This window comes from Bilifractor sp. HCP3S3_D3, assembly GCF_052063915.1.
Lineage (GTDB): Bacteria > Bacillota > Clostridia > Lachnospirales > Lachnospiraceae > Bilifractor.
On sequence record NZ_JBQHWP010000009.1, the window covers coordinates 104074 to 128118 of the forward strand.

11 protein-coding genes are annotated in these 24045 nt (G+C 50.6%); 8 read left to right on the top strand and 3 right to left on the bottom strand.

Going from position 1 to position 24045, the window contains the following annotated elements; all coding sequences use genetic code 11:
- Positions 1–298 precede the first annotated feature (298 nt).
- The gene (locus ACTNDI_RS07200; protein ID WP_441100236.1) at positions 299–3997 is read right to left on the bottom strand and encodes an ABC transporter ATP-binding protein/permease; all 3699 of its coding nucleotides are present in this window, start codon (positions 3995–3997) and stop codon (positions 299–301) included.
- Between the two features lie 526 nt (positions 3998–4523).
- On the opposite strand from ACTNDI_RS07200, the gene ACTNDI_RS07205 reads away from it, so the two are divergent.
- Positions 4524–6362: an ABC transporter ATP-binding protein gene (locus tag ACTNDI_RS07205; RefSeq protein WP_441100238.1), complete on the top strand. Its 1839-nt coding sequence runs from the start codon at positions 4524–4526 to the stop codon at positions 6360–6362.
- 1 nt (position 6363) lies between these two features.
- Complete coding sequence (locus ACTNDI_RS07210; protein WP_441100240.1) at positions 6364–8157, top strand: ABC transporter ATP-binding protein; 1794 nt, start codon at positions 6364–6366, stop codon at positions 8155–8157.
- Positions 8158–8446: 289 nt separating this feature from the next.
- Here the strand turns inward: ACTNDI_RS07210 and ACTNDI_RS07215 are convergent, their stop codons facing one another.
- Complete coding sequence (locus ACTNDI_RS07215) at positions 8447–9763, bottom strand: CapA family protein (RefSeq protein WP_441100242.1); 1317 nt, start codon at positions 9761–9763, stop codon at positions 8447–8449.
- A 253-nt stretch (positions 9764–10016) separates the two neighbouring features.
- Between ACTNDI_RS07215 and ACTNDI_RS07220 the strand changes: the two genes are divergently transcribed.
- The 6 genes from ACTNDI_RS07220 (at position 10017) to ACTNDI_RS07245 (ending at position 16301) form a co-directional block, all read left to right on the top strand.
- Positions 10017–10973, top strand: coding sequence for a LysR family transcriptional regulator (locus tag ACTNDI_RS07220; RefSeq protein WP_441100244.1), 957 nt, complete (start codon positions 10017–10019; stop codon positions 10971–10973).
- 490 nt (positions 10974–11463) lie between these two features.
- Positions 11464–12021 (top strand): GTP cyclohydrolase I FolE, encoded by a 558-nt coding sequence (gene folE, locus ACTNDI_RS07225; protein ID WP_441100245.1) that lies wholly within the window; start codon positions 11464–11466, stop codon positions 12019–12021.
- A 162-nt stretch (positions 12022–12183) separates the two neighbouring features.
- A complete protein-coding gene (locus tag ACTNDI_RS07230) occupies positions 12184–12762 on the top strand; it encodes an HD domain-containing protein (RefSeq protein ID WP_441100246.1) in 579 nt (192 codons plus the stop codon).
- A 168-nt stretch (positions 12763–12930) separates the two neighbouring features.
- Positions 12931–13740, top strand: coding sequence for a dihydropteroate synthase (gene folP, locus ACTNDI_RS07235; RefSeq protein ID WP_441100276.1), 810 nt, complete (start codon positions 12931–12933; stop codon positions 13738–13740).
- 101 nt (positions 13741–13841) lie between these two features.
- Positions 13842–14690, top strand: a complete 849-nt coding sequence (gene folK / locus ACTNDI_RS07240) for a 2-amino-4-hydroxy-6-hydroxymethyldihydropteridine diphosphokinase (RefSeq protein ID WP_441100248.1) — start codon at positions 13842–13844, stop codon at positions 14688–14690.
- Between the two features lie 138 nt (positions 14691–14828).
- Positions 14829–16301: a bifunctional folylpolyglutamate synthase/dihydrofolate synthase gene (locus ACTNDI_RS07245; protein WP_441100250.1), complete on the top strand. Its 1473-nt coding sequence runs from the start codon at positions 14829–14831 to the stop codon at positions 16299–16301.
- Between the two features lie 115 nt (positions 16302–16416).
- On the opposite strand, the gene ACTNDI_RS07250 is transcribed toward ACTNDI_RS07245, so the two are convergent.
- Complete coding sequence (locus ACTNDI_RS07250; RefSeq protein ID WP_441100252.1) at positions 16417–23940, bottom strand: glycine-rich protein; 7524 nt, start codon at positions 23938–23940, stop codon at positions 16417–16419.
- Positions 23941–24045: the final 105 nt, after the last annotated feature.

Genomic DNA, 24045 nt, shown 5'->3' on the forward strand with positions numbered 1-24045 from the left:
AATGCATTGTGGAGAGTTTACCACATTCCAGTGGTAAACTCAATATCTCTAAGCAGTTTTTCTCCGATCGGATAACTTCGGATAACTTTAAGCGGTTTTTCTCCGACCTGAATATCTGAATATCCGCAGGCATTTTTGTCCAAAGACAGACAGCAATGCAGTGACGGCAGGCAGCAAAAAGGCGTGAAGAGGTAATCTCCACGCCTTTTCCAAGAATAAATTTTATTCAGCTTCGCAGTTTCGAGTTGCTTCTTCCCGAACATTGCATCCACGTTTTGTATGAATCTAAAATTTTATATCAGCTTCGCAGTGCCGTCACCGGATCACTTCTGGATGCCTTCCGGGACGGAATCAGACCGGCAAACATGGTCAGCGCCACACTGAGCGCGATCAGCATCAGCGCCGCTGCCGGCGGAAGTGCCGCATGTATCTCCTGACCGGTCACACGAACAATCAGCGCATTGATCGGGATCGTAAGCAGCAATGTGACGCCGACACCGATGCCCCCGGCCAGGATACCTGTGATGAAGGTTTCCGCATTGAACACCTGCGCCACGTTGTGACGCGATGCGCCCATCGCCCGCAGGATTCCGATCTCCTTCCTCCGCTCCAGCACACTGATATAGGTAATAACCCCAATCATAATCGAAGAAACAACCAGCGAGATTGCGACAAAAGCGATCAGGACATAGCTGATAGTGTCAATGATTTTTGTGACGGACGACATCATGGCAGTAACCATATCCGTGTAGGTGATCACCTTGCTGTCCTCGCCCTTCTTCTCCATCTGCTTATTGTAAGAGGTCAGGAGATTCACGACCTCATTTTTTGCCTTGAAATCCTTTGGATAAATATTGATTTCGGAGGGCTCGGCAGGATCGGCATAACCAAGAGAAGACAGATTGTTCTCCAGAGAGCTGCTGTTGCCCTGCATCATAGAGCTCATCAGTTTCTGCAGCTGTCCGGCGTCCATGTTCGCCCGAAAGGCAGATGCCAGCTGGTCCGGATCGATCTGGAACATTTTCTCCATATTCCCAGAGATCGCGCTTACGGTCTGACCAAGCGCCTGTGAGAGCGCCTGCTGCAGCTGTCCGGTCATTTGCGTCATAGCTGATGTGATCGCGCCTTCGATCTGCGCGGTAACCGCCTGAATCAGCGCGCTGACCGTGCTCTGAAGCGTATCCGAGAGGGCGCTCTGAAGCCCGCTTACATCCATCATCTGCCCCGCCGCATTCAGAAGAAGCTTCTGCGCATCCTCGGACTGCAGATAGGCAGCAAAAGAATCCGCTGCCTTAGACAGCTGCGGTGCGTCATGTTCACCCGCCCACTCGTCATAGCTCTTCGAAAGCGTCTCCGTCATGGAAGCTGCATCCCCGTCTGTCACCGTAAAGCGGCTGAGCTTGTCTGTGATGACGGAAAAGGCTTTTCCAACGGTTTCCTCCGCATCCGGAGAGGACAGCCAGCTTTTGAAGCCGTCCGGACTCAGGGGATCATCGGGCAGATTCTTCTGTGCATATTCCGAATATCCGTCAAAAATCTCAGATGCCATCTGTACCACATCGTCCCGGGTAATGAGATTTTCCTTGTTGGCATCAAGAATCTTCTGCATTTCCGACTGAACCGCGGCCCTCCCCGTCTCCGACTGAAGATATTCCGCGAATGCGCTGCCAAGCTTCGTATAGTCGGTGGAAGGATCCTTCGAGATGCTTTCCAGATAGCCCTTCGCCGCCTCCTGAAAGAGACTCTGAAGCTGTTCCCCGGTCACATGCACCTGAACCCTGGAGAGAAGACCCGCAAGGTCTACACTGCCAAGATCCGGCATCGCCTTCTGCATTGCCGACGGGTCAAGGCTTTCCTCCAGATTCAGATTGCTGAAATCCAGATTCTGAAGATTCAGGTTCTGAAGAACTTTGTTCAGATCCAGGCTGTCCGGCGAGATCGATTCTGCCTTCGACGAGAATGCCTTCTGAAGCGCGTCCCCATCGATGGAAAAAAGCTTGCTTAAATCCAGATCGGACGAGGCGTTCTCTTCGGAGAACTTCTTGCCTGTCAGTACATTGACCTCCGGATTCTTCAGCTGATCCTTTACGACCTCACTTTGAGCGGCGGCCTTCATCAATTCTTCCTCCAGCATCGGGGAGTAAGCGATCCCGGTACTCAGAGCCTCTGACATAGTTTCCTTCTTCGGCTGTACGATTCCCGTGATCGTCAGTTTCTTCCCGTTTTCCGCCAGTTTTTTCACAAAATCCCTGTCGCCGCTCTGGTCGGTCCAGACATTATACGTATCGTCGCGGGTATAATAGTCACAGGCATTCACTAACCGAAAACTCTTACCGAGAAAATCATCATAGGCATAGACAGATTCCGCGCTTTCTGTGCTGCCGTCCTGTACGGCGCGATCCGAACCAGAGGAAACCACGGACCCGCTTCCGTCTTCTGTCCCGCTTCTGTCTTCTGCCCCGCTGTCAGACGTTTCCCTTACAACCGCCTTCGTGTCATCCTTCTTTCCGTCCGCAAAATTCTCGATCCGCTGCTCCAGCTCCTTCCGGTCCCGAAGCCCCAGGGCATAGAGGATCACATCGCTGACCTCACCGCTTGAATTCAGAACCAGAGTCAGATCGGTATCCTTTTCCGGCCAGTGTCCCGCCTTCAGATCATAGGACTCCTGATAAAGCTCTTTCGACGTCGGAAGCTTGCTGAAAAGGTTCACGCTGAGGGAACCGGTCATCATCCCGGCAATGTCCATATTCCCCGAATCATCAGAAGAGAGGGAATCAAACAGATGATTCGGATTCAGCTGTTCGGCCGTGCCATCCTCCAGCGTATAGATCTGCGGCGTGATTCCGTAGTTGTACTCGATGGCATTCACATACTTCTGAATTCCGCTCTCCCTGCTGTCCAGATAGCTTTTCAGAGCCCTCAGATCGTTCGTGCTTACATCCTTCAGCAGCCTGCCCGCCGTTTCATCCACACCGACCGCGTCGGTATAGGTCTTTGTGCCGCCTGATCCAAACATAGATCCCGGATCATCGCCCATGCTCTTCATCATAGAGGTCAGATCATATCCGGTCTTCTCAATCTGAAGCGGATACACCGCAAGCGTCTCTGCCTCCTGTGTCTGTATAAAGCGGTTCGCGCCGCTCGAGAGCGCAAGGATCAACGCGATGCCGATGATGCCGATGGATCCCGCGAAGGAAACCAGCAATGTCCTCGCCTTCTTTGTCCGGAGATTGTTGCCGCTTAAGGCAAGCGCGGTCAGAAAAGACATGGCGGCTTTTCCCATGTTCCGGTGAACCGGTGCTTTCTCTTCTCTTCCGGTTTCCGGCGGATTGGTGTCGGACAGAATCCGCCCGTCCTTAATGGTCACGATCCGGGTGGCATACTTCTGCGCCAGATCCGGATTATGCGTCACCATAACGACGAGCCGGTCCCTTGCGACCTCCTTCAGAATATCCATCACCTGAATGCTCGTCTCCGTGTCAAGCGCGCCGGTGGGTTCATCCGCCAGCACAATGTCCGGATCGTTGACAAGCGCTCTTGCGATTGCCACCCGCTGCATCTGTCCTCCGGAAAGCTGTGACGGTTTCTTGTGCTCCTGCCCGGCAAGTCCGACCCGGCGCAGAGCCTCCATAGATCTCTCCCGTCTCTCATTTCCGGAGACGCCAGAGATGGACAGTGCCAGCTCTACGTTTGCAAGCACACTCTGGTGCATGATCAGGTTGTAGCTCTGGAAGACAAAACCGATCGTGTGGTTCCGGTAGGAATCCCAGTCCCTGTCCCTGTATTTCTTCGTGGAAATTCCGTTGATCACCAGATCTCCGCTGTCATACCGGTCCAGACCTCCCACAATATTCAATAAGGTCGTTTTTCCGGATCCGCTCGGCCCGAGAACGGCCACGAATTCACTGTCCCGCAGATCGAGGCTCACATGATCCAGCGCCTTCTGGACCAGGCCGCCGGTCCGGTACTCCTTGCTGATATTTTTTATTTGAAGCATAAAATTCAATTTCTCCTTTATAAACGGCCCTGCTGCGAAGCCACCATTTACATCCGCAGCAATGTCCGGCAAGCCCTCCCCTGGCAAACTCCCCTGCTACAAAGCCGCAATTTACATAAATGACAATGTCCGGCAAGCGCAGCGGCAGTGATCCACCGGGCTTCGGTGTCACCATATGAATCGTGCCTGATACGGCAATATGGTCATTTTATGCAAAACCACTTTGAAACGCAATGATCTTGTGCAAAAATGCAGACCTGATGTTATCCGGACACAGGGCTGCGAATTCATTTCTATATTTTTTATTTGCCAAAATTCGATCACATATACAATTCTTATATGGTTATTCAAAAGATTTCGTATTTGTGTTTTCTATACTTCCGGCGTACACTTCTATACAGCATAAGTCCTGTCGCCTGTAAGGCGCAAAATTGTGCAGCGTCTGATAAATGGACTCAATCATTACAGCCGGGACAGATTGACTCATTTCATTGTTATTTCATTATTTATAGAAAGGACTCATTTCATGAAACGACTCTGGTCTTATCTGAAGCGGCATCTGGCGGCGACCATCTGCGCCCCGCTTTTCAAGATGCTGGAAGCAACCTTTGAACTGATCGTTCCGCTGATCGTCGCAAAGATGATCGATGTCGGAATCGCCAACCGCGATGTCTCTTACATCATTCACAACGGAATTCTGCTGATCATACTCGGATTCATCGGCCTCGCATCCGCAATCACCGCGCAGTATTTTGCCGCAAAGGTCGCCACCAGCACCTCAACGATGATGCGCAATGACCTCTACGCACATATCCAGACACTTTCCTGGAAGCAGATTGACAGCATCGGGACCTCCACTCTGATCACGCGGATGACGAGTGACATCAACACCGTTCAGAACGGCGTCAACATGTTCCTCCGTCTCTTTCTGCGTTCACCCTTCGTCGTTTTCGGCGCCATGATCCTGGCCTTCACCGTCGATGTTCCGACAGCTGTCAGCTTTGCCATCGTCATCCCGGTGCTGCTCTTTATCATCATGTCGATCATTCTCATCACGATGCCTCTGAACCGCAAGGTACAGGCGCAGCTCGACAGGATTCTCCGGAAGACCCGCGAGAATCTGCAGGGCGTCCGCGTCGTCCGCGCGTTCAACCAGCAGAAGCGGGAGACCTCCTCGTTCGACAGCGAAACCGAACGGCTTTATCAGAAACAGGTCCACGTAGGAAAAATATCCGCGCTTCTGAATCCCATGACCTATGTCGTCATCAATCTCGGCATCGTCGCCATTCTCTGGATCGGCGGCGGAAGAGTCAATTCCGGCGCCCTGACACAGGGAAGCATCACCGCCCTGGTCAACTATATGACACAGATTCTCACCGAGCTGGTAAAACTCGCCAATCTTATCATCCTGCTCTCCCGGGCAGCCGCATCCATGAACCGCGTGGACGATGTCTTCCGGATGCAAAATACACGGGCAGACGGCACGGTCGATTTTCCTGCCGGAGCAGACGGAGCCTCCATTGACTTCGATCACGTCACCTTTACCTATCAGGAAGGCTCCTCCCCCGCGCTCGATGACATCAGCTTTCACGCGGACGCAGGCTCCACCCTCGGCATCATCGGCGGTACCGGTGCCGGAAAGAGCACACTGATCAATCTCCTTCCGCGATTCTACGACACGGATTCCGGTTCGGTGTCCCTGAACGGGAAGAACGTCCGCGACATCCGCGAGAAGGATCTCCGCTCCAGCATCGGCGTCGTCCCCCAGAAGGCCGTACTCTTCCAGGGAACCCTTCGCGACAATATGAAATGGGGAAATGACAACGCCACAGACGAACAGATCTACAAGGCGCTCGATATCGCCCAGGCCAGAGAATTTGTAGACAAGAAGGGAGAGGGCCTCGATCTTCCGATCGAACAGGAGGGGCGCAATCTCTCCGGCGGCCAGAAACAGCGCCTGACCATCGCCCGCGCCGTGGTGCGGGACCCGCAGATCCTGATCCTGGACGACAGTGCTTCTGCCCTCGATTTTGCCACAGACGCAAAGCTTCGGAAGGCCATCCACAACGACATCTCCAGACGTACCGTCATTCTCGTCTCCCAGCGTGTCAGCACCATCCGGAGCGCCGACCAGATTCTGGTTCTCGATGACGGAAGGCTGGCAGGAAGCGGGAACCACTTTGAGCTTCTGAAAAACTGCAGCATATACCGGGACATCTGCCAGTCACAGATGACACCGGATGAAATTGAGCGAGATCTGAAGGGGCCACTTGAGATCGAAGGCAGCCGGAAGAACACAGACGCGACATCGGCCAATCGAAAGGCACCGGATGAGAGCAACTCCACCCAGAAGGGATGTGAATAAAATGACGATAAGCACAAAAGATCCGAAAAACACAAAAAAGGCAATGCGGAAGAGCACTCTCCTGCGGATCATCAGCTACGTGAAGCCCTACATGGGATTTGTGATCCTGTCCCTGGTCCTGGCCGTTCTGTCTGTCGCTCTGACCCTGCTGATCCCCATCTTCATCGGTAACGGTGTGGATCTGATCGTCTCAAAGGGACATGTCGATTTCGCGGCTCTGCTCCGCATCATTCGCAGAATCGTCATCTGCATCGCAGTGACGGCAGCTGCCCAGTGGACCATGAATCACATCAACAACAAAATCACGTACCTGATCGTGCGGGATCTGCGCAAGGAGGCCTTTCACAAGATTCACAGCCTGCCGCTCTCCTACATTGACGCGCATCCCACCGGCGATCTGATCAGCCGTGTCATCACAGATGTCGAGCAGCTCTCCGATGGAATTCTGCTCGGATTCACCAACCTATTCACCGGTATCGTAACCATCGTGGGAACGATTATCTTCATGCTGACGCTGCAGCCACTGATCACGCTCATCGTCGCCGTTCTGACGCCGCTGACATTTTTTGCCGCAAAATTCATCTCCGACCGTTCCTTCCGTTTCTTTAAAAAACAATCGGAATCCAGAGGAAACCTGACGACACTGACTAACGAGATGATCGGGAATCTGACCGTCGTCCAGACCTTCGGTCACGAGGCGGCCGCCCTGAAAGAATTCGAAAAGCGCAGCCGGGAACTCGGCGAGAACAGCATGAAAGCCACCTTCTACTCGTCCCTGACCAATCCGACGACAAGATTTCTCAACACCCTGATCTACAACGGCGTGGTCATCGCCGGGTGCCTTCTCTGCTTCCTGTCGCCCATCGGCTCCTCGCTGCTGACGATCGGAAAGCTGACCAGCTTCCTCGCCTATGTCAAGCAGTACAGCCAGCCGTTCAACGATATCACAAACGTGATCACAGAATTCCAGAACTCCGTCGCATCCGCGAGCCGCGTGTTTGAGATGCTCGATGAGGAACCGGAACCGGCGGACGATCCGGACGCCATTTCCATCGAACACGCAGAAGGCGCCGTTCAGATCAAAAATGTCGCCTTCTCCTATACGCCGGACCATCCGCTGATCGAAAATCTCAATGTGGATGTCGCGCCCGGCAGACGAATTGCCATCGTCGGCCCGACCGGCTGCGGCAAAACCACCATCATCAACCTGCTCATGCGTTTCTACGACGTAAACAGCGGTTCCATTTCCGTGGACGGTACCGATATCCGCAGGATCCGCCGCCTGAGTCTCCGCGACAACTACGGAATGGTTCTCCAGGACACCTGGCTGAAGGCCGGAACAATCCGGGAGAACATCGCATACGGCAGACCCGACGCCACCGATGAGGAAATCGTCGCAGCGGCGAAGAAGGCCTACGCCCACAGCTTCATCCTCCGCATGCCCAACGGCTACGACACGGAAATCGAGGAAAACGGAGGAAACCTCTCCGCGGGTCAGAAGCAGCTCCTCTGCATCGCCAGAGTCATGCTGAACCTCCCACCGATCCTGATCCTTGACGAGGCGACCTCCTCCATCGATACGCTCACCGAGATCCGTATCCAGAAGGCCTTTGATGAAATGATGAAAGGACGGACCAGCTTCGTGGTCGCGCACCGTCTCTCCACCATACGGGACGCCGATGAAATCCTCGTCATGCGTGACGGCCACATCATCGAGCAGGGCAATCATGAACAGCTGCTCGCAAAGAACGGCTTCTACAGCAGGCTCTACCATTCGCAGTTTGAGAGAAGCTGAATATTGTATCTGACCCCGTTGCGGCCAGGCCGGATATGCTCCTGTGAACGTAAATAAAGAAGCTGGATGCGGCATCTGACTTTGCTGTTGCCGGATACTCCCCTTTGTACACGTAAATTAACAAAGACCCCTGTACGAGATTTGATGTTCTCATCAGGGGTCCTTTTACTATATTTTTCTACTAAATTTTTTCTGCTATTTTTTTACTATATTTTTCTACTATCCGTTCAATATTTGATCAGCGTCATGGATCATGTACTCGTCTGACCCTGCCTGAACGCACAGTTATTCATCCGACACTGCTTGAACTCACAGTATTTCCCCCAGAAGTGTCGGTACTGTCATACACCGTATCCGTCTGATACGTGGACGCGATCTCCTGGCTTCGCTCGTCCAGCTTATCAATCACAGACTGTGCGTCCGCCCCTGTCAGCGGCGTGGGAACATAATCGTTGTACTCCCAGGTCGTGGACTCCAGACAGGGAATGATATTAATTGCAGAACCTGTCATCCTTGCGTTTTCGTCCACCGAGATGGTTGTCTGGAAAATCATCGTATCGATTTCGGTCGGATGATAATTGCCTCCGAAGCAGAAATTTCCGAGGGAATAAGCGATGGTCTTTCCCTTATAGTACTCGATTCCCTGTATCACATGCGGATGATGGCCGACCACGAGATCCGCTCCCTCGTCGATCGCCTGATGCCCGAGCTTCACCTGATACTGATCCGGGCAGCTCTCCAGCTCATTGCCCCAGTGGAAAACGGCGATAATTACATCTGCACCTTCCTTTTTCAGCTTGTTGATATTTGCGGTAACCTGAGGTGCCACGCCGTCATACTCGTCCAGCTCGTAGATTCCGAACAGACCGACCTTCACGCCCTTTACCTCAATCACGGCAGTATCGTCATAGCCAAAAGGCTCAATGTGATTTTCCTTCAGCGTGTTCACGGTATCCGTAAAGCTCTTCTCGCCGTAATCATGGCTGTGATTATTGGCCACGTTTGCGGCCTCAATCGACTCCTTGTTGATGATGTTCACATATTCCGGCGGAGCCTTGAAGGCGAACTGATTAGCAACCCTGGCAGTCTCGTTGGTCAGTGTCCCCTCAAAATTGATAACGGTCAGATCATCCTTGCTGAAGATATCCTTTACATTCTTCAGAAAATAATCCGGGCCATTGAGGTCGTAGTATGCATTCATGCTGGTGCTGTAATCAAAATACTCATCTGTCCCGAGGATTACATCTCCGGTAAAAGTCATCTTCAGGTCTGTCGGCTTGATCTTCGCGGATGCTGCCGCCGCAGCTTCCGAACTGGAGACGGTCACCGCTTCCAGCGTCTCACCGGATGCAGTCTTTCCTCCTCCATTCTTCGAGGGACCGCCTGCGTGAACCGCCGCAGCGATGATAACCACAAGCAAAACTCCTCCGCCCGCACAGCAGGCCAGTATCTGCTTCCTTCTCCGCACCTGTGCCTGCCGGCGCCGTCTCGCCGCCATCCGCCTCTTTCTCGCGCGAATCTCTTCCTCCGTCATGCCGGAAATGTCCCGCCGTGAATCCCGCCGCGCACCTGGCTTTGTGTCACGGTTCCTTCTCCCGCCATCCATAACCATAATCCCCCACATTTGAAAACTATATTCGCAGCTTCCGTGCCGCTAACAGGCGACCGTCGTTGTCGTCGCTAATGTTCTTGGCCCGCTGATGAGCAAGCTCCCCGTGAGCCAGGAACATTGCGACTTGCCTTATACAAGTATATATGCAAATCATCGTGATGAAAAGCCTTTCATTTACTGTGATTCTTTCTTCTCCACTCTGGCTGTGATATAGTATTTAAAGAAATTTGCAAGTGAGGTCTCGGACATGGATCTGAAACAGATGGAATATTTTCAGGCGGTTGCAGACGCGGGCAGCATCAGTGAAGCGGCGAGGAGGCTTCATGTCGCACAGCCGCCGGTCAGCTATCAGATGAAGATGCTGGAAAACGAGCTCGGCGTTCAGCTCTTTGAAAGAGGCGCCCGCCACATCCGGCTGACCAAGGCGGGTCATACTTTTTATACGCGGGTTACCCGCATCCTCGAAATGGCAGACAATGCGGCAAGGGACACGATTCGGGCCGGCAAGGGGCAGACGCTGTATCTTGGGATGACATCCACAACCGTCTCCATCATCCAGCCCGTACTGAAACGTTTTGCAACAGACCATCCCGATGTCCACTACCAGCTGTATGACGGCTCCACCTTTGAACTCCGCCACCTGCTTGACACGGGCGTGATTGAGGGTGCCGTTCTCCGGACCCCCTTTCCCGTGGAGGAGTTCAACTGCCGCCTGATTCGCACCGAACCGATGCTTGCAGGATTCCCTGCACAGTGGAGCCTGCGAAAGGCAAGAGATGCAGAATTCCCGGCCGCAGAATCCCCAACCGCTAAATCCCCGGAAGAATCCATTTCAGATTCCCCGGAAGAATCGATTCCCGGAAATTCCGGAAGGATCTCTCTCTCAGAGCTCTCCCGCTATCCGCTCTCAGTTTACCGCAGGTACTATGATCTGATTCATGAACAATTCACCGCGCAGCATCTCACACCAGATTATTTCAGTATCTGTGACGACGCCAGAACATCATTGCTCTGGTGCAGCAGCGGATGCGCCGTGTGCCTGTTCCCGGAATCACTCCGGCCCGCACTTCCCGACGGAATCCGGACAATGACCATCGACTCGGAAGAACTGCGGACCTCAATCCTGTTCGCTGCTCCAAAAGAGCGGCAGCCCTCCGCACTGATCACCGACTTTACCGGCTATCTCATGTATGCGGCCGGATAAAATATCAGCTGCAACGTACATGTATGCGGCCGGATAAAATATCAGCTGCAACTTATTCAGTACGTCATGTATGCCTGCCGGATCCGGTTCTTTTCTCATCATACAAACGGCAGGTTATACTCATCACACAAACCGGCGGGTTATCATCACACAAACCGGCAGGTTATCATTGATTTTACCCCCAGTCTGTACTAATATAGTTCCATAGGCAAAGCAGGATTGAAATGCGTAGTGTTTCCACTGCACGGGAGATGAGTGGGAAACGAATTGCCGGCCTTAGACAGTATATGGCACTTGTAAGAGCATGGCGTCTACTGGAAATGCATGGCTGCGATATTTCAGTCCATCCCGTTGCTGGACTTTATTACGGGACCTGTAACCTTGCGGTCCTGTTTTTTTTGCCTTTTTATCTCCTGCGCATGCGTCATGCCGGCTGCAACAGCGAGAAAACGCAGCCCGCGTTTCATTGAATTGGAGGTTTTATCTTATTATGATTGACAAGGTGAAGGTGGAACAGGCTGTGCGCCTGTTTCTTGAGGGAATTGGCGAGGATCCTGACAGAGAGGGCCTCAAGGGTACGCCCGACCGCATCGCGAGGATGTGCGAGGAGATTTTTTCGGGTACAGACGAGGCGGCAAAAAAAGCGCTCTCCGTCACATTCTCCAGTCCCGCCGACAACCTGGTTCTCGAGAAGGACATTCATTTCTACTCAGTCTGCGAGCATCATCTGCTCCCCTTCTTCGGCAACGTGCACATCGCTTATCTGCCGAACGGAAAGGTCGCAGGACTCAGTAAGCTTGCCCGTACCGTTGAGGCATATGCACGCCGCGCCCAGATCCAGGAGAAACTGACGGATCAGATCGCGGCCGCTGTGATGGAAAATCTGGACGCCCGCGGTGTCATGGTTGTCATCGAGGCAGAGCATCTGTGCATGTCCATGCGCGGGATCAAGAAACCCGGCACCCGGACCATGACCTATGTCTGCAAGGGAGCATTCGAGAAAGATCCCGCTCTTGTAGACCGCGTGCTCGCCATGATCCGCACCTGAGCAATCCGTCACCTGCTGCCTGTCAGGATCATACGAAAGGGTCTAAAATAGAACCTGAATCCTGATGGATATCGTTATGAGTTCCCCAGAATAATGTCGGAAGTCTGATTGATGCAGGAGACAGCACTCAGTACCACACAGAGTTAAATAACGGAGGCAATCATGTCCCCACACACCAGTGAGAACAGCCAGCATCCGGAACAGCCGGACCGTGTCCGCAGAATCATGCAGCACCCGGAGTTCCGCCTGGAACTGGAAAAAACACAGCACCTCGAGAAGGACCGCGTTTTCTGCCGTCACGACTGGCAGCACCTTCTCGATACCGCAAGAATCATGCAGATCCTCTGCCTCCGGGAGAATCTTCCGGTAAGAAATGATCTGATCTATGCGGCCGCTCTGCTCCATGACATCGGAAGAGCACGCCAGTATGAGGACGGCACTCCTCATGATCTTGCCGGCGTACAGATCGCCGGCCCGATTCTTGCGGACTGCGGCTATACCGCAGCCGAAACCGGCCTGATCCTATATGCCATCGGCAGTCACAGATTACACGCAGCCTTGACTGCCGGAAGCGATCCGGCCCCTGCTTCGGAAAAGGCAAAATATTCCGAAGCCATCCAAAAACGATTTGCACAGATTATGTACGCTGCAGATAAAAAATCCCGTCCGTGCTATATATGTAATGCCCGAAAGGACTGCAACTGGCCGGAGGAACGCAAAAACCGGACACCGGAGATATGACGGTTCCAGCCGCCTGCTCCTCTGCCCGGTTTTGCCGGTCTCGCGGGCCTGAAAGATAACAGACATTCAAAAAGAAAGTAGAGGTACTTGATCATGAGCAAATCAGAAACACCACGTACAGAAGCCATCGAAGCCCCGGCAGCTTCCGCCGGCAAAGCAGTGCACACCATAAAAATCGGCACACGCACCTTTGAGCCGGACAAGCACTGCTATATCATGGGAATCCTGAATGTCACACCGGATTCCTTCTCCGACGGCGGAAAATGGAATCACCTGGACACGGCCATGAAACATACAGAGCAGATGATCGCGGAGGGAGCCGACATCATCGATGTCGGCGGAGAATCCACCCGTCCCGGCTACACAAAGCTTCCGGATCAGGAGGAGATTGACCGCGTTGCCCCCGTCATCGAGGCAATTCACAGCCGCTTCGATATCCCGATCTCCCTCGACACCTACAAGAGCGCCGTCGCCAGGGCAGGTCTTGCGGAGGGCGTCGATCTGATCAACGATATCTGGGGCTGCAAATATGACCCCGACATGGCTTCCGTTATCGCCTCGTCCGGCGTCGCCTGCTGCCTGATGCACAACCGGGACAACACCGACTACACCGATTATCTGCAGAATGTTTTGGACGATCTCATGGAATCCGTCGCAATCGCGAAAAGAGCCGGCGTGGCGGATGACCGGATTATTCTGGACCCCGGCATCGGCTTTGCCAAATCCTACGAGCAGAACCTGAAGCTGATGAACCACCTGGAGCTTCTGAAGGATCTCGGCTACCCGTATCTTCTCGGCACATCCCGTAAATCCATGATCGGTCTCACCCTGGATCTTCCCGCGTCCGAGCGTGTGGAAGGAACCATCGCGACAAGCGTCATCGGTGTCATGAAAGGCGCCGGCTTCGTCCGCGTCCACGATGTCAGGGAAAACGCCCGGGCCATCCGCATGACGGAAAAGATCCTGCAGACCCTCTAACTGTACCGCCTTGCGCCGCTGCCGCACACTCGTGACTTTTGTCGTGTGAGGCTTCACTCACAGATAAAAAACCGAACATAAAAACAGAAGGAAAAGAAACGATGCATTCAACCAGCCATGACGAAATCCGAATCGACAATTTAACGGTATTCGCAAAGCACGGCGTCTACAAAGAGGAAGCTGTGCTCGGTCAGAAATTTACCGTATCCGCGGTGCTCTGCACCGATATCCGAAAGCCCGGCCTCACCGACAATCTCGAGAACACCATTAACTACGGAGAGGTCTGCCACGAGATCACCGATTTTCTGACAGACCGCCGCTTCCAGCTGATCGAGGCCTGCGCCGAACAGCTTGCGGAACACCTTCTCGTAAAATATGAAGGTCTTCTCCGGGAAATCACCCTCGAGATCCATAAGCCCTGGGCACCCATCAGTCTTCCGCTCGACCAGGTCTCCGTCCGGATCCACCGCGGCTGGCACACCGCCTTCCTCGCGCTCGGCTCCAATATGGGTGACCGGCAGGCGATGCTCGATCTCGCCGTGAACGGTATCAAAAATGAAAAAAAGAACCGTCTCCTGAAGGTCTCCTCCTTCATAGAGACGGCTCCCTACGGCTACACCAAACAGGACCCCTTCCTCAACGGTGCCTGCATGATCCGCACTCTTCTCACACCGGAAGAGCTGCTCGATCTCTGCGCCTCCCTTGAACATGAGGCACAGAGAGTCCGCAAAATCCACTGGGGTCCCCGCACCCTCGACGTGGATATCCTCTTCTACGATCAGGAAATCATCGGAACGGAACGTCTCAACATCCCGCACCCCGACATGGCAAACCGGGACTTTGTCCTTCGGCCCATGGCAGAAATCGCGCCGTGGTGGAGCCATCCGGTCACACATCTGACCATGGCGCAGATGCTCCGAAACTTGGAAAAACAGACACAAATATCGTGAGGAATTTGCTCCTTCGTAACGAAAAAAACAGATGCGCAATCATGCATCTCACTTTACAGAAATAGTGAATTCCGTCAGGCATTTTGAAGAAAAAGACCGGTTTCCGACAAGATCCCGATTAATAATAGAGGAGACAAGATGAATTTCAGAGAATCAATGGAATATCTCGACAGCGTCCCGAAATTTTCACCGAAAGACGTGGTAAGCGGCACCGTCGCCTACGAGCTCGGCGCGATGCGGACGCTGATGGAATCACTGGGAAATCCGGAGAAGCAACTCCACTTCGTTCACATCGCCGGAACAAACGGAAAAGGCTCCGCCTCCGCCTTTCTCTCGCAGATTCTCATCGAGAGCGGCCTTCGAACCGGGAGCTTTAACTCTCCCGCCATCGAGCATTTCACCGAGCAGTTCCGCATCAACGGACACGACATCACCGAGGAAGCCTTCGCGGCAATCCTGACCCGCGTCGCGTCACAGATTCAGCAGAACCTCAGAGACGGAAAACCGCAGCCCACTCAGTTCGAGATTCTGGTTGCAGTGATGTTCCTCTATTTTCACGAACAGAACTGCGACATCGTCGTCCTCGAGACCGGAATGGGCGGTCTCCTCGACGCCACAAATGTCATCCCCTCCCCGGAAGCCGCCGTCATCATGACCATCAGCATGGACCACACTGAGATTCTCGGCCGCACACTCCGCGAAATTGCCTTTCAGAAGGCCGGCATCATCAAGGAAGGCACCGACGTTCTCCTCTATCCCCAGAAGCCGGAGGCCGATCAGGTCTTCGAAGCCGTATGCAGAGAAAAAAAAGCCCGCCTTCACCGGGTAAACGTCTGCCACAAAGCGCGGGAATATTCCCTGCAGGGACAAATCTTTGATCTTACGCTCGAAGCGGATCCGCAAATCTCTTTATCTGAAATGTCTCTTCCCGAATCTTCCGGATCTGAAACATCAGTAAGCGAAACATCAGTACCCAAAACATCAGTACCCGAAACATCAGTACCCGAAATCTCTACAGATAACACCTCAGCATCAGGAACAACGATCCGGGATCTCTTCATCCCGCTCCTCGGCTCCTACCAGTGCGCAAACGCCTCCATGGCGATCGCCGCAGCCGAAATTCTCCGACAAAAAGGCTATCCGATCACGGAAGACTCTGTCAGAAAGGGACTCAAACACACCGTATGGCACGGAAGATTCGAGCTCATGCACAAAAATCCCGCCGTCATCGTAGACGGCGGGCATAATCCGGAAGGCGCCGCAATGCTCCGGGAAAGTCTCACCCGCTACTTCCCGGGTCAGAAAATCACCTTCCTTATGGGCATCCTCGCAGACAAAGACTACCACAGGGTCATCGATATCGTCGGCCCCCTCGCGAAACACTTCTACACCGTACCCGTCCCGAACCCCAGAGCCCTCGATCCCGAACAGCTCGCCCGTGAACTCCGTGAGGCCGGATACACAGCCGAAGCCTGCGGCTCCATCGAAGAAGCCACAGACAAAGCATTAAAAACCTGTAAGCAGGATGAAATCATCTGCTCCTTCGGATCCCTGTACTATGTGGGAAGAATACGGGAGCATCTGAATGCGGAATTCTCAGGAACGAAATAAAAATCGAAGTAAAAATACCAATTCTGAAAAGCAAGTCATTTTTACTCAGCGATCAACTCCAGCAAGAGCCCGGAAACCGGGCTCTTTTCTGCTGCATCCATCCTATAAATACACCTCATGAACTGCTGGATGACACGATACTTTCATCCGAACCATCCTCATCCACCTTCTTCGAAGTACTCCCGTCTGCAGAGCCCGACGAATCCAATGATGAACCGGACCCCTTCTGACTACCTGCACTCGTTCCACCACCGGTTGTACTGTCCGTACTTCCTCCGGTATTTGCAGCCACATTCGAATTCGCTGCCGATCCACTATTTTTCCCAGATCCTGCATCCGGCGCAGCATTTCCTGTAATCGCATTTGAATCTACATCATCCTGCACCATAATCGTGACAGAAGTACTTACCACTTCCTCAGGCCCGGTAGCGGTGATGACATACGTCCCGGCAGAACTGCTCGTGAATGTACGTACACTGCCCGTTTCTGGCAATAAAACCGAATCGCCTGAAATTACATTACCATTCTGATCCGTAACTTTCCAGGTGGCATCATTGACATACTGGTTCTGAGCGTCTTTGAGACTGAGCTGAACTGAAGTGTTCCTTGAAATCGTTATCGTGTTATTTCCAACCGGACTAAGCGGATTGTCCTTCTCAGTAATATTGAAACCATATGATGGCAGGTATGTGATACGGCAGTGGCCATTTCCATTATTAGAAGGATTAGTTGGAACTTTTCCTCTTGCTTCGGAAGTTTCTCCGTTCCTAGTCGTACCGTTTTCAATAGAGGATCCGTCTCCAGAACTTTTTACATAACCAGAGCCTCCACCAGCGGAAGGTGCAACGTGCTGGGCAAGAGAACCGTCCTGTGGTGCAGGGTCAATATAACTGCTACCTCCACCGTACCAGCCGCCTCCGCCGCCGGCACCAGGGCAGTAATTGTTGTCACTATCCGTATCTACAATCGGAGAGCCTCCCAGCCCGAAAACGCCAGATTTTAACTTATCATCATCATCATTTACACTTCCGCCTGTATTTCCAGTTCCTCCTGTTCCATAGGTAGAATATGGACCATTGATGTTATTTGAGTTAGCACTGCCGTCTGATCCACTTTCACCGCCACCATATCCGCCTTCATTTCTTGATGTGTATTTTTGGTTAACCTTATCACGCAAAACATTCACATATAACCCGGCGCCTCCACCGCCTCCGGCTACCAGCAAAACAGAGTCAGTATTTCCAGAGTAATTTGACAGATTTGACAAAGTATTCTCCAGAGCGGTCTCCGAATGGAGAGCCATATGTGAAGCACCGCCGCCGGAGCCGAAAAGCCAATAACTTATGAAGGCACTATTTTTCTTAGAATAACTGTATGCATTTCCGCCGCCATTCCAGCCACCGGATAGAGTTTGCGACTTTTGATTTTCATCCTCATTAGCTGGCATAAGATTACTATCTGTCGCATCCTGGCCATGACCTCCCACATAGACATCGATCTTCTGGTCCTTTGTCAGATAAACATAATTTACAGCATATCCTCCCTTTCCGCCTTTTGCAGGAGTAACAGTATTCGAGGAATCAAATCTTGCATCGCCACCATCAGCGCCCCAAACTTCAAGCTTATACCAACCATCGGCTGGCGCAGGATATGTCTGTACTCCACTATCTGAATAATCATAGTCAGTTACATTATCTATTTTCCATTGGGCGGTAAGGGTTACTGTACCTGAAGTCGCTAAGCCGGATACTTTTTCCCCTGCTTGATAAATTTTACCAGATTGATCCTCCCATCCCACAAACTGCCGATTACTATCTGGTGCTGTACAATCGGGCAGGGTTACGTCTATAACAAAATCGATATTATCAATTGTGTAAATTGGCTTGCCATCAATTGTACCGCCATTTCCATCAAACTTTATTGAATAGATTGCTTGGTTCCAGTCCCAGTCTCCGTACGCGATCATTTCATCAGGCATTGGGAATGGATAAATCTTTTCATTAGTGCTTGTGTACTGATAATATGGTTTTGTCGTAGCTTCACTTGCATTAATTCCGTAAGTGTTATTGAGCTTCTGTAATTTCTGGTAAGAGTAACCTGTAACTTTTCCAGATTTAATTAAATCATTATTTTCACTTTCTTTTATCGTGTTCTTTTCACAATAAATGCTGGTGAGATATGCGCAATTGCTAATATAGGAATCGTTTTTTAACATCCACTCAATTACTTTTGACGAATAATCAAAGAAAGAAAAATTATTAACAGTGCTCTTCCATATTGCTGAATAATCATTTGTCAAGCTTGCAGGCCATCCCGTTGCTTGAAAATCATAAATGAAACCAGCGCCCTGTTTTGCACCAAGTAACATCCCAAGGCTATGACAAGTATTTACTGCTCCATTGTTACACAAATATCCAAAACCAGCCACAGTTTCTGAAGCAGTTACCAGCGCATTAGCATAGCTATTCTCAATTACTCCGGAATTATTTATGAAAAATCCCGCCGCAGTTTTATTTCCATATACCTTTCCTGAATAACTGCAGGAAGTGATTTTGCTACTACTATCTTGATTATTTTTTACAAAACCGGCTGCATCTTCACTTTCAGTATGTGACATACCATCTGATGTAGTCCCATCAGTATATTTCAATCCGCAAACCAACAGGTTATACCCCATTGAAACCGTATTTTCGTCATCAACAGTGGAAGATTTGGGCTTGAAGTATTGTGTATTTTCATCATGTTTTTTTTCATATTCAATATAAGACTCGTTATCTGAATATAACTGACAATTGTTAATTGTCTTCGAGTTAATGTTTACAAATCCATTCTCACCAATTTGTGCATTGATCACGTTGCTATTGAATATAGAATTTTTGTTTTCATAAACAAAACCATTAGCCCCTATCGTAACGAACTGTAGATCAACCCCTTTACTTTCTTCTCCATTCTCGGCACCAATTATACCGTTATTTGAATATGCAACTCCATTCCCAGATATTTCCGAATCATATATTTTACTATTTGATATCGTTCCACCCGAATTATTCTGATTTACTATTCCGTTTTTCCCAATAGAAGATTTTTGAATGTTAACTTTTGATATTTCCTGATTATTATCCTGAGCAATACCATTTTTTTCTATTTTTGTATTAATGATTGTACAATCATTAATTTTCGCCTGTATACCATTATTGCCATTTATACTATTTGTTGCGATTCCGTTTCCCGTTATTGTAGCATTTTCCACTCTTATGTTTGAAATTGTACCATAGTTTGTTGTTACTACGCCATCACCTTCTGTTGAAACATCATCTAATGAGCAATTAGAAATCATTCCTTTATTACTACCCGAAACCAAAACAGATTTTGAGAAATTAGAACCTGAAATTGTAAGATTTTTCACGTTTCCATTATTGTCTCCAACCACAGACTCAGCAACCATATTAGTTAATTGAAGATTTCCTAACTCCGACGTGTTATAAGAAATAGTATCTATTAATTTTCCTGTAAGGCAATCAAGCTTATATGAGCCGTTATCTTCTCTACTTTTCCCCAAATACTTGCCATTTAACCCAGAAAGAGTAACTGAGGAATAACTTGTAAGCTTTGAAACTGCAGCATTTTGATTTGATTCATATTCTGGTTCTGTAAATTTCACTTTATTATTATCAAATGAAATATCCATCGACTGTATTACAGTAGCCCCACCAGAACTGTCAGTTCCCAAATACTTTCCACCATTAAGATCGCCAAATAATACTTGCAACTGACGCGCACTTCGTATTTCATAATTGTCCAAATTATTTGTTGCTTTTGTGACACAATCAGCGAAACAAGGTACAAAAGAAAAACTTACCTTTTTGGTCCAATTCCAAATGCTATTGTTTTCAGTATCAGAATTTTGCGTGTAAAAAATTAATTCTCTAGATTGATTTTGTATCGACTTTTCTAGCGATGATGTATTGACAAAATATATATGATATCCAGTAATTTGTAGCTTATCTGCCAATTCATCATATGGCATAAATATTGTCTTATCTAAATCTCCTACCTTTATTCTACTAAAACTATTTCCCCAACCTATAACAACATCGTTAGCACTGTATTGATCTGACACAAGCAGAATATAACCATCTTCCGTGACATAGTCTCCGCCATTTTCCGACATTAATAGACCATGATTGTTTAATGCACCCGGAAACTGCTCATTACTTAAGGTTTTGAGGGTGTTGACTTCCCGATAAGAGTCATTGGTCTTGTCTTCTCCGGCAACCGCATTCCCTATATACCCATGATAATATACGCTCTTATTTTTTGCTGCTTCGCTTCCGGTTCCATGCTGCACAATCTCGTAGTACAGAATTCCGAAACTGCCATCAAGGTCCTGTGCCTTCGTAACGACCCAGTCGCCATAATACACCGACTGTCCGGAGATCATCTGATACGGGTATTTTCCCTTAAGACTTGAATCATATCTATTTGTATCTACTGAAGAAGTCTGTTTTGCAAAAGGAGTACCGGCATCGTTGACGTTTGCTTTCTTTACGCCTGCCCCGGTGAGATCCGACTTGTTCACCCCGGCCAGATAATAATTCTTCGGTGAATTATTACCTCCGTTGCTGACACTTCCACCCACGAACACTGTTCCGTTCGTAAGTCCTGTTGAATAACAGGACTTAACCGACAAGTTCTCATTTGTGCTGTTGGCGATAAAGCTTCCGGCCTCGGCGGCATTCTCCGAGTCACTATCGTTACCTGAATTTGCGGTGGTCCCGGAATATGCAGATGCTGTTGTGAAGCAATTCTCGACACTCAGAGCATTGCTTCCTGCTATCTGTCCGATGAAGCCTCCGACATAGCCATTTCCGCGGATGTTGTAACGTCCCTGCGTTGAATTGTTATTTACGGTTTCGTTGTAAGCTCCTTCCGCTGTCCTTCCGCCGACATAGCATTTCGATATCTGGCTTCCACCGGCCGAACTGTTCAGGTATCCGATGAGTCCGCCGAAGCCATCACCGGCCGTACCCGCACTTTCCCCCTGTGTATCAGAATCCGCGACATACATGGATACTGCATCGTTCTCGACATCAAGATTTCCTTTGCTGCTGATATATGCGGCAAGCCCGCCCGCAACTTTTTTCGCGGAGATAAGATCCTGGTTTCCCACGCCGAATACGTTGCAGTTCTTAATTGTTACAGATCCTGCATAGTTGGTATTGTTTCCGGAATTACCTTCTGACGTGCTTCCAGGTTCGCCTGCTGCACAATAGCCGAGAACTCCTCCTGCAGAGTAAGCTCCGGTGATTTTCAGATATTTTTTGCTATTATCTGCATTGCCAGCATTCGCTGAAGTGCTGTTTGCTTTCCCGGATACCGAAACTGTGCAGTTCTCCATGCGCAGACCCGTCCAGGTGCCTTCTGTCCCTGTTCCGCCTCCAATCTGACAGCCGAGGATTCCCCCTGCATTTGCGTTATTATTGGAATTTGCACTATTTGAACCGTTATTTTTAGCAGTATTCGAATCGTTGCCCGAATTTGCGGCAATTGTCAGCGTCTTCCCGGACAAAACTTTTGCATAAAGGATGCTGGTACTGGAATTTGCCGCCTCTCCCAGGATGCCCCCTGCCGCCTGATCCGCCGTGAGGCTAAGCGCAGTATCTCCTGTTACGGTTACATTCTGAATCTTGGTCTCCCGATTTGTCTTTCCAACCACAAATCCGGCATAGGCAGCCTTTTCAGCCGTCGGATTCTTCAGCGTCAGCCGCTGGATTGTCATTGTGTTTCCGCCTGTTGTTCCGGCATCGATATAGCCGAAGAGACCTGCACAGGTACTTCCTTCAGATTTATTCATTTCCTCAGGAGTGGTCGTTTTGGGGCCGGAACCGGTCTTGTCCGGAGTGCCCGTGCCCGAACCGGCAGTTGCAGAAGCCGCTCCGATCTGAAGATTGGAGATCGCAAATCCGTTTCCATTGAATTCCGTCAGGGCAGAATCCGAGATGCTGTAGAAATTTCCGGCAGCCATAAGCGCGGCACCCACAGCCGTATTCCATGTATTATTATAGGAAGACACAGAGTATGAAGCTGTTCCCGCTCCGCCGCCTGCTGATGTACTGCCCGTAGTCCGTTTCATCGCTTTTTCACTCAGAAAACGAATTGTCATGTTTGACCAGTCGAGGTCATTCAGCATTTTTGCTTTTGTGATGACAGCCGAACCAGACCGGGAACCCGAAACCTGCGCCCCGGTACTTCCAGTGAAGTTTACGCCGGAAACAACCGTGCTCAGGTTCTGCAGATGACGCCCATAGGCGATTCGAGCAGTGCCCTTGTCACCTCCGCTGTTTGAACCATTTGCAAAAAGGCTGTTGCAGGACAGCGTCACAGATTTTCCAGCTCCGTCAGCCGACAAAGTATCTTTCTTCTCTGCATCGGATTTTTCCGTCTCATCGCCATAAACCAGGCGGACGGTAATTGTGAGGTTTTCTCCGGGGATAAGTGGCTTCTCATTCGCAGATGCAGAGTTGCAGAACTGACTGGCAAAATGACCATCTGCCCCGTCGGTCACACTGTCCAGGGTGTAATAATACAAACGGTATTTATTGCTACTTCCACTGCCCCGTTGAATCACTCCGTTCAGTCCACTTCCACCCATAAGATTCGTAGTGCTGCCACTGGCAATACCCTTGGATGTTCCCAGGCTGATTTCCCTGGAGTTTCCGCTTGTCTGTCCGGTCACAGTCGCTTTAACCGTATAAGCTCTCTGTGAAGCTGCAGAGTCAGATTCTTTCTGCTCCGGCACAGCGACTTCGAGCATCAGACGGTCATCATTCTCAATGATGGCGCTGATATTGTCATTCTCTGACTCTCCTTCTTTCGCCGCTGATGCCGCACCGCCATAATAGCCCACCATCGGGTTGCTCTTCATGCGGGCAGATTTGCTGGTACGGTTTTTATTGTTATAAGCCGTTGTATCAGCAATGGAAGTGCTGCCTGTACTCGCCTTCTTCAGGTCCGCGGGCTTACAGTACCACACACCGTAGACCGTTGCCGTCTCCGCATCGTATTCAATGAGAATGTTTCCGTTTCCGCGGAGTGTCTCATCGATGGAGTCGTCCGGGAGAATCATGGACAGAATACGGGGATCGCTCTTGCCGTCAGCACTGACCGTCACATACCGGAAATCGTGCTTTTCATCTTTCCCAAGTGTTCCATCCGCCCAGGAAGAATCCCATGAGCCAATGCTTCCATCATAGTCAGACGGCCCGCCCGTGCCACCTGCAACGGCTCCCATTGCCTTGCCAAGCCGGTCAGAACCTCCACCTGTCTGACTTTCCGCTTCCGCAACATAGGTATCCCAGTTTCCGCTTGCCCTTGCTACGGTCATGTGATTCTGCGCTGCGACAAAAATCTCCCGCGCGGTGTCATCGAGCTCGGTCTGCTTAAGGGACTTCTGATAGCGGATGACCGCGACAAAGGCAAACGCTGCCAGAATGCCGATAATTGCAACGGTAAGCAGCATCTCTGCCAGCGTAAATCCTCTCCGGGCTCTGTCCCGGGCTGTCTTCCTTTTGTTCAGGCAGATCTTGTCCGCCTCTTCTTCTCTATGCTTCTGATCATCTGGAAAATCATTATTTCTCATGTTCTGTCATCCCCGATGTTAAAAATCCGCTCTGATATCTGGTCTGATTTCGTTCCCTGTATCCGCATGCAGGCTTGTGTCGCCATATGCGAACCATGTATTCGC

What these genes read in the sequence shown, in the direction of transcription:
- ACTNDI_RS07200 (WP_441100236.1), bottom strand. Translation starts at nt 3,997, where the DNA reads ATGCTTCAAATAAAAAATATCAGCAAGGAGTACCGGACCGGCGGCCTG.
- ACTNDI_RS07205 (WP_441100238.1), top strand. Translation starts at nt 4,524, where the DNA reads ATGAAACGACTCTGGTCTTATCTGAAGCGGCATCTGGCGGCGACCATC.
- ACTNDI_RS07210 (WP_441100240.1), top strand. Translation starts at nt 6,364, where the DNA reads ATGACGATAAGCACAAAAGATCCGAAAAACACAAAAAAGGCAATGCGG.
- ACTNDI_RS07215 (WP_441100242.1), bottom strand. Translation starts at nt 9,763, where the DNA reads ATGGATGGCGGGAGAAGGAACCGTGACACAAAGCCAGGTGCGCGGCGG.
- ACTNDI_RS07220 (WP_441100244.1), top strand. Translation starts at nt 10,017, where the DNA reads ATGGATCTGAAACAGATGGAATATTTTCAGGCGGTTGCAGACGCGGGC.
- folE (WP_441100245.1), top strand. Translation starts at nt 11,464, where the DNA reads ATGATTGACAAGGTGAAGGTGGAACAGGCTGTGCGCCTGTTTCTTGAG.
- ACTNDI_RS07230 (WP_441100246.1), top strand. Translation starts at nt 12,184, where the DNA reads ATGTCCCCACACACCAGTGAGAACAGCCAGCATCCGGAACAGCCGGAC.
- folK (WP_441100248.1), top strand. Translation starts at nt 13,842, where the DNA reads ATGCATTCAACCAGCCATGACGAAATCCGAATCGACAATTTAACGGTA.
- ACTNDI_RS07245 (WP_441100250.1), top strand. Translation starts at nt 14,829, where the DNA reads ATGAATTTCAGAGAATCAATGGAATATCTCGACAGCGTCCCGAAATTT.
- ACTNDI_RS07250 (WP_441100252.1), bottom strand. Translation starts at nt 23,940, where the DNA reads ATGAGAAATAATGATTTTCCAGATGATCAGAAGCATAGAGAAGAAGAG.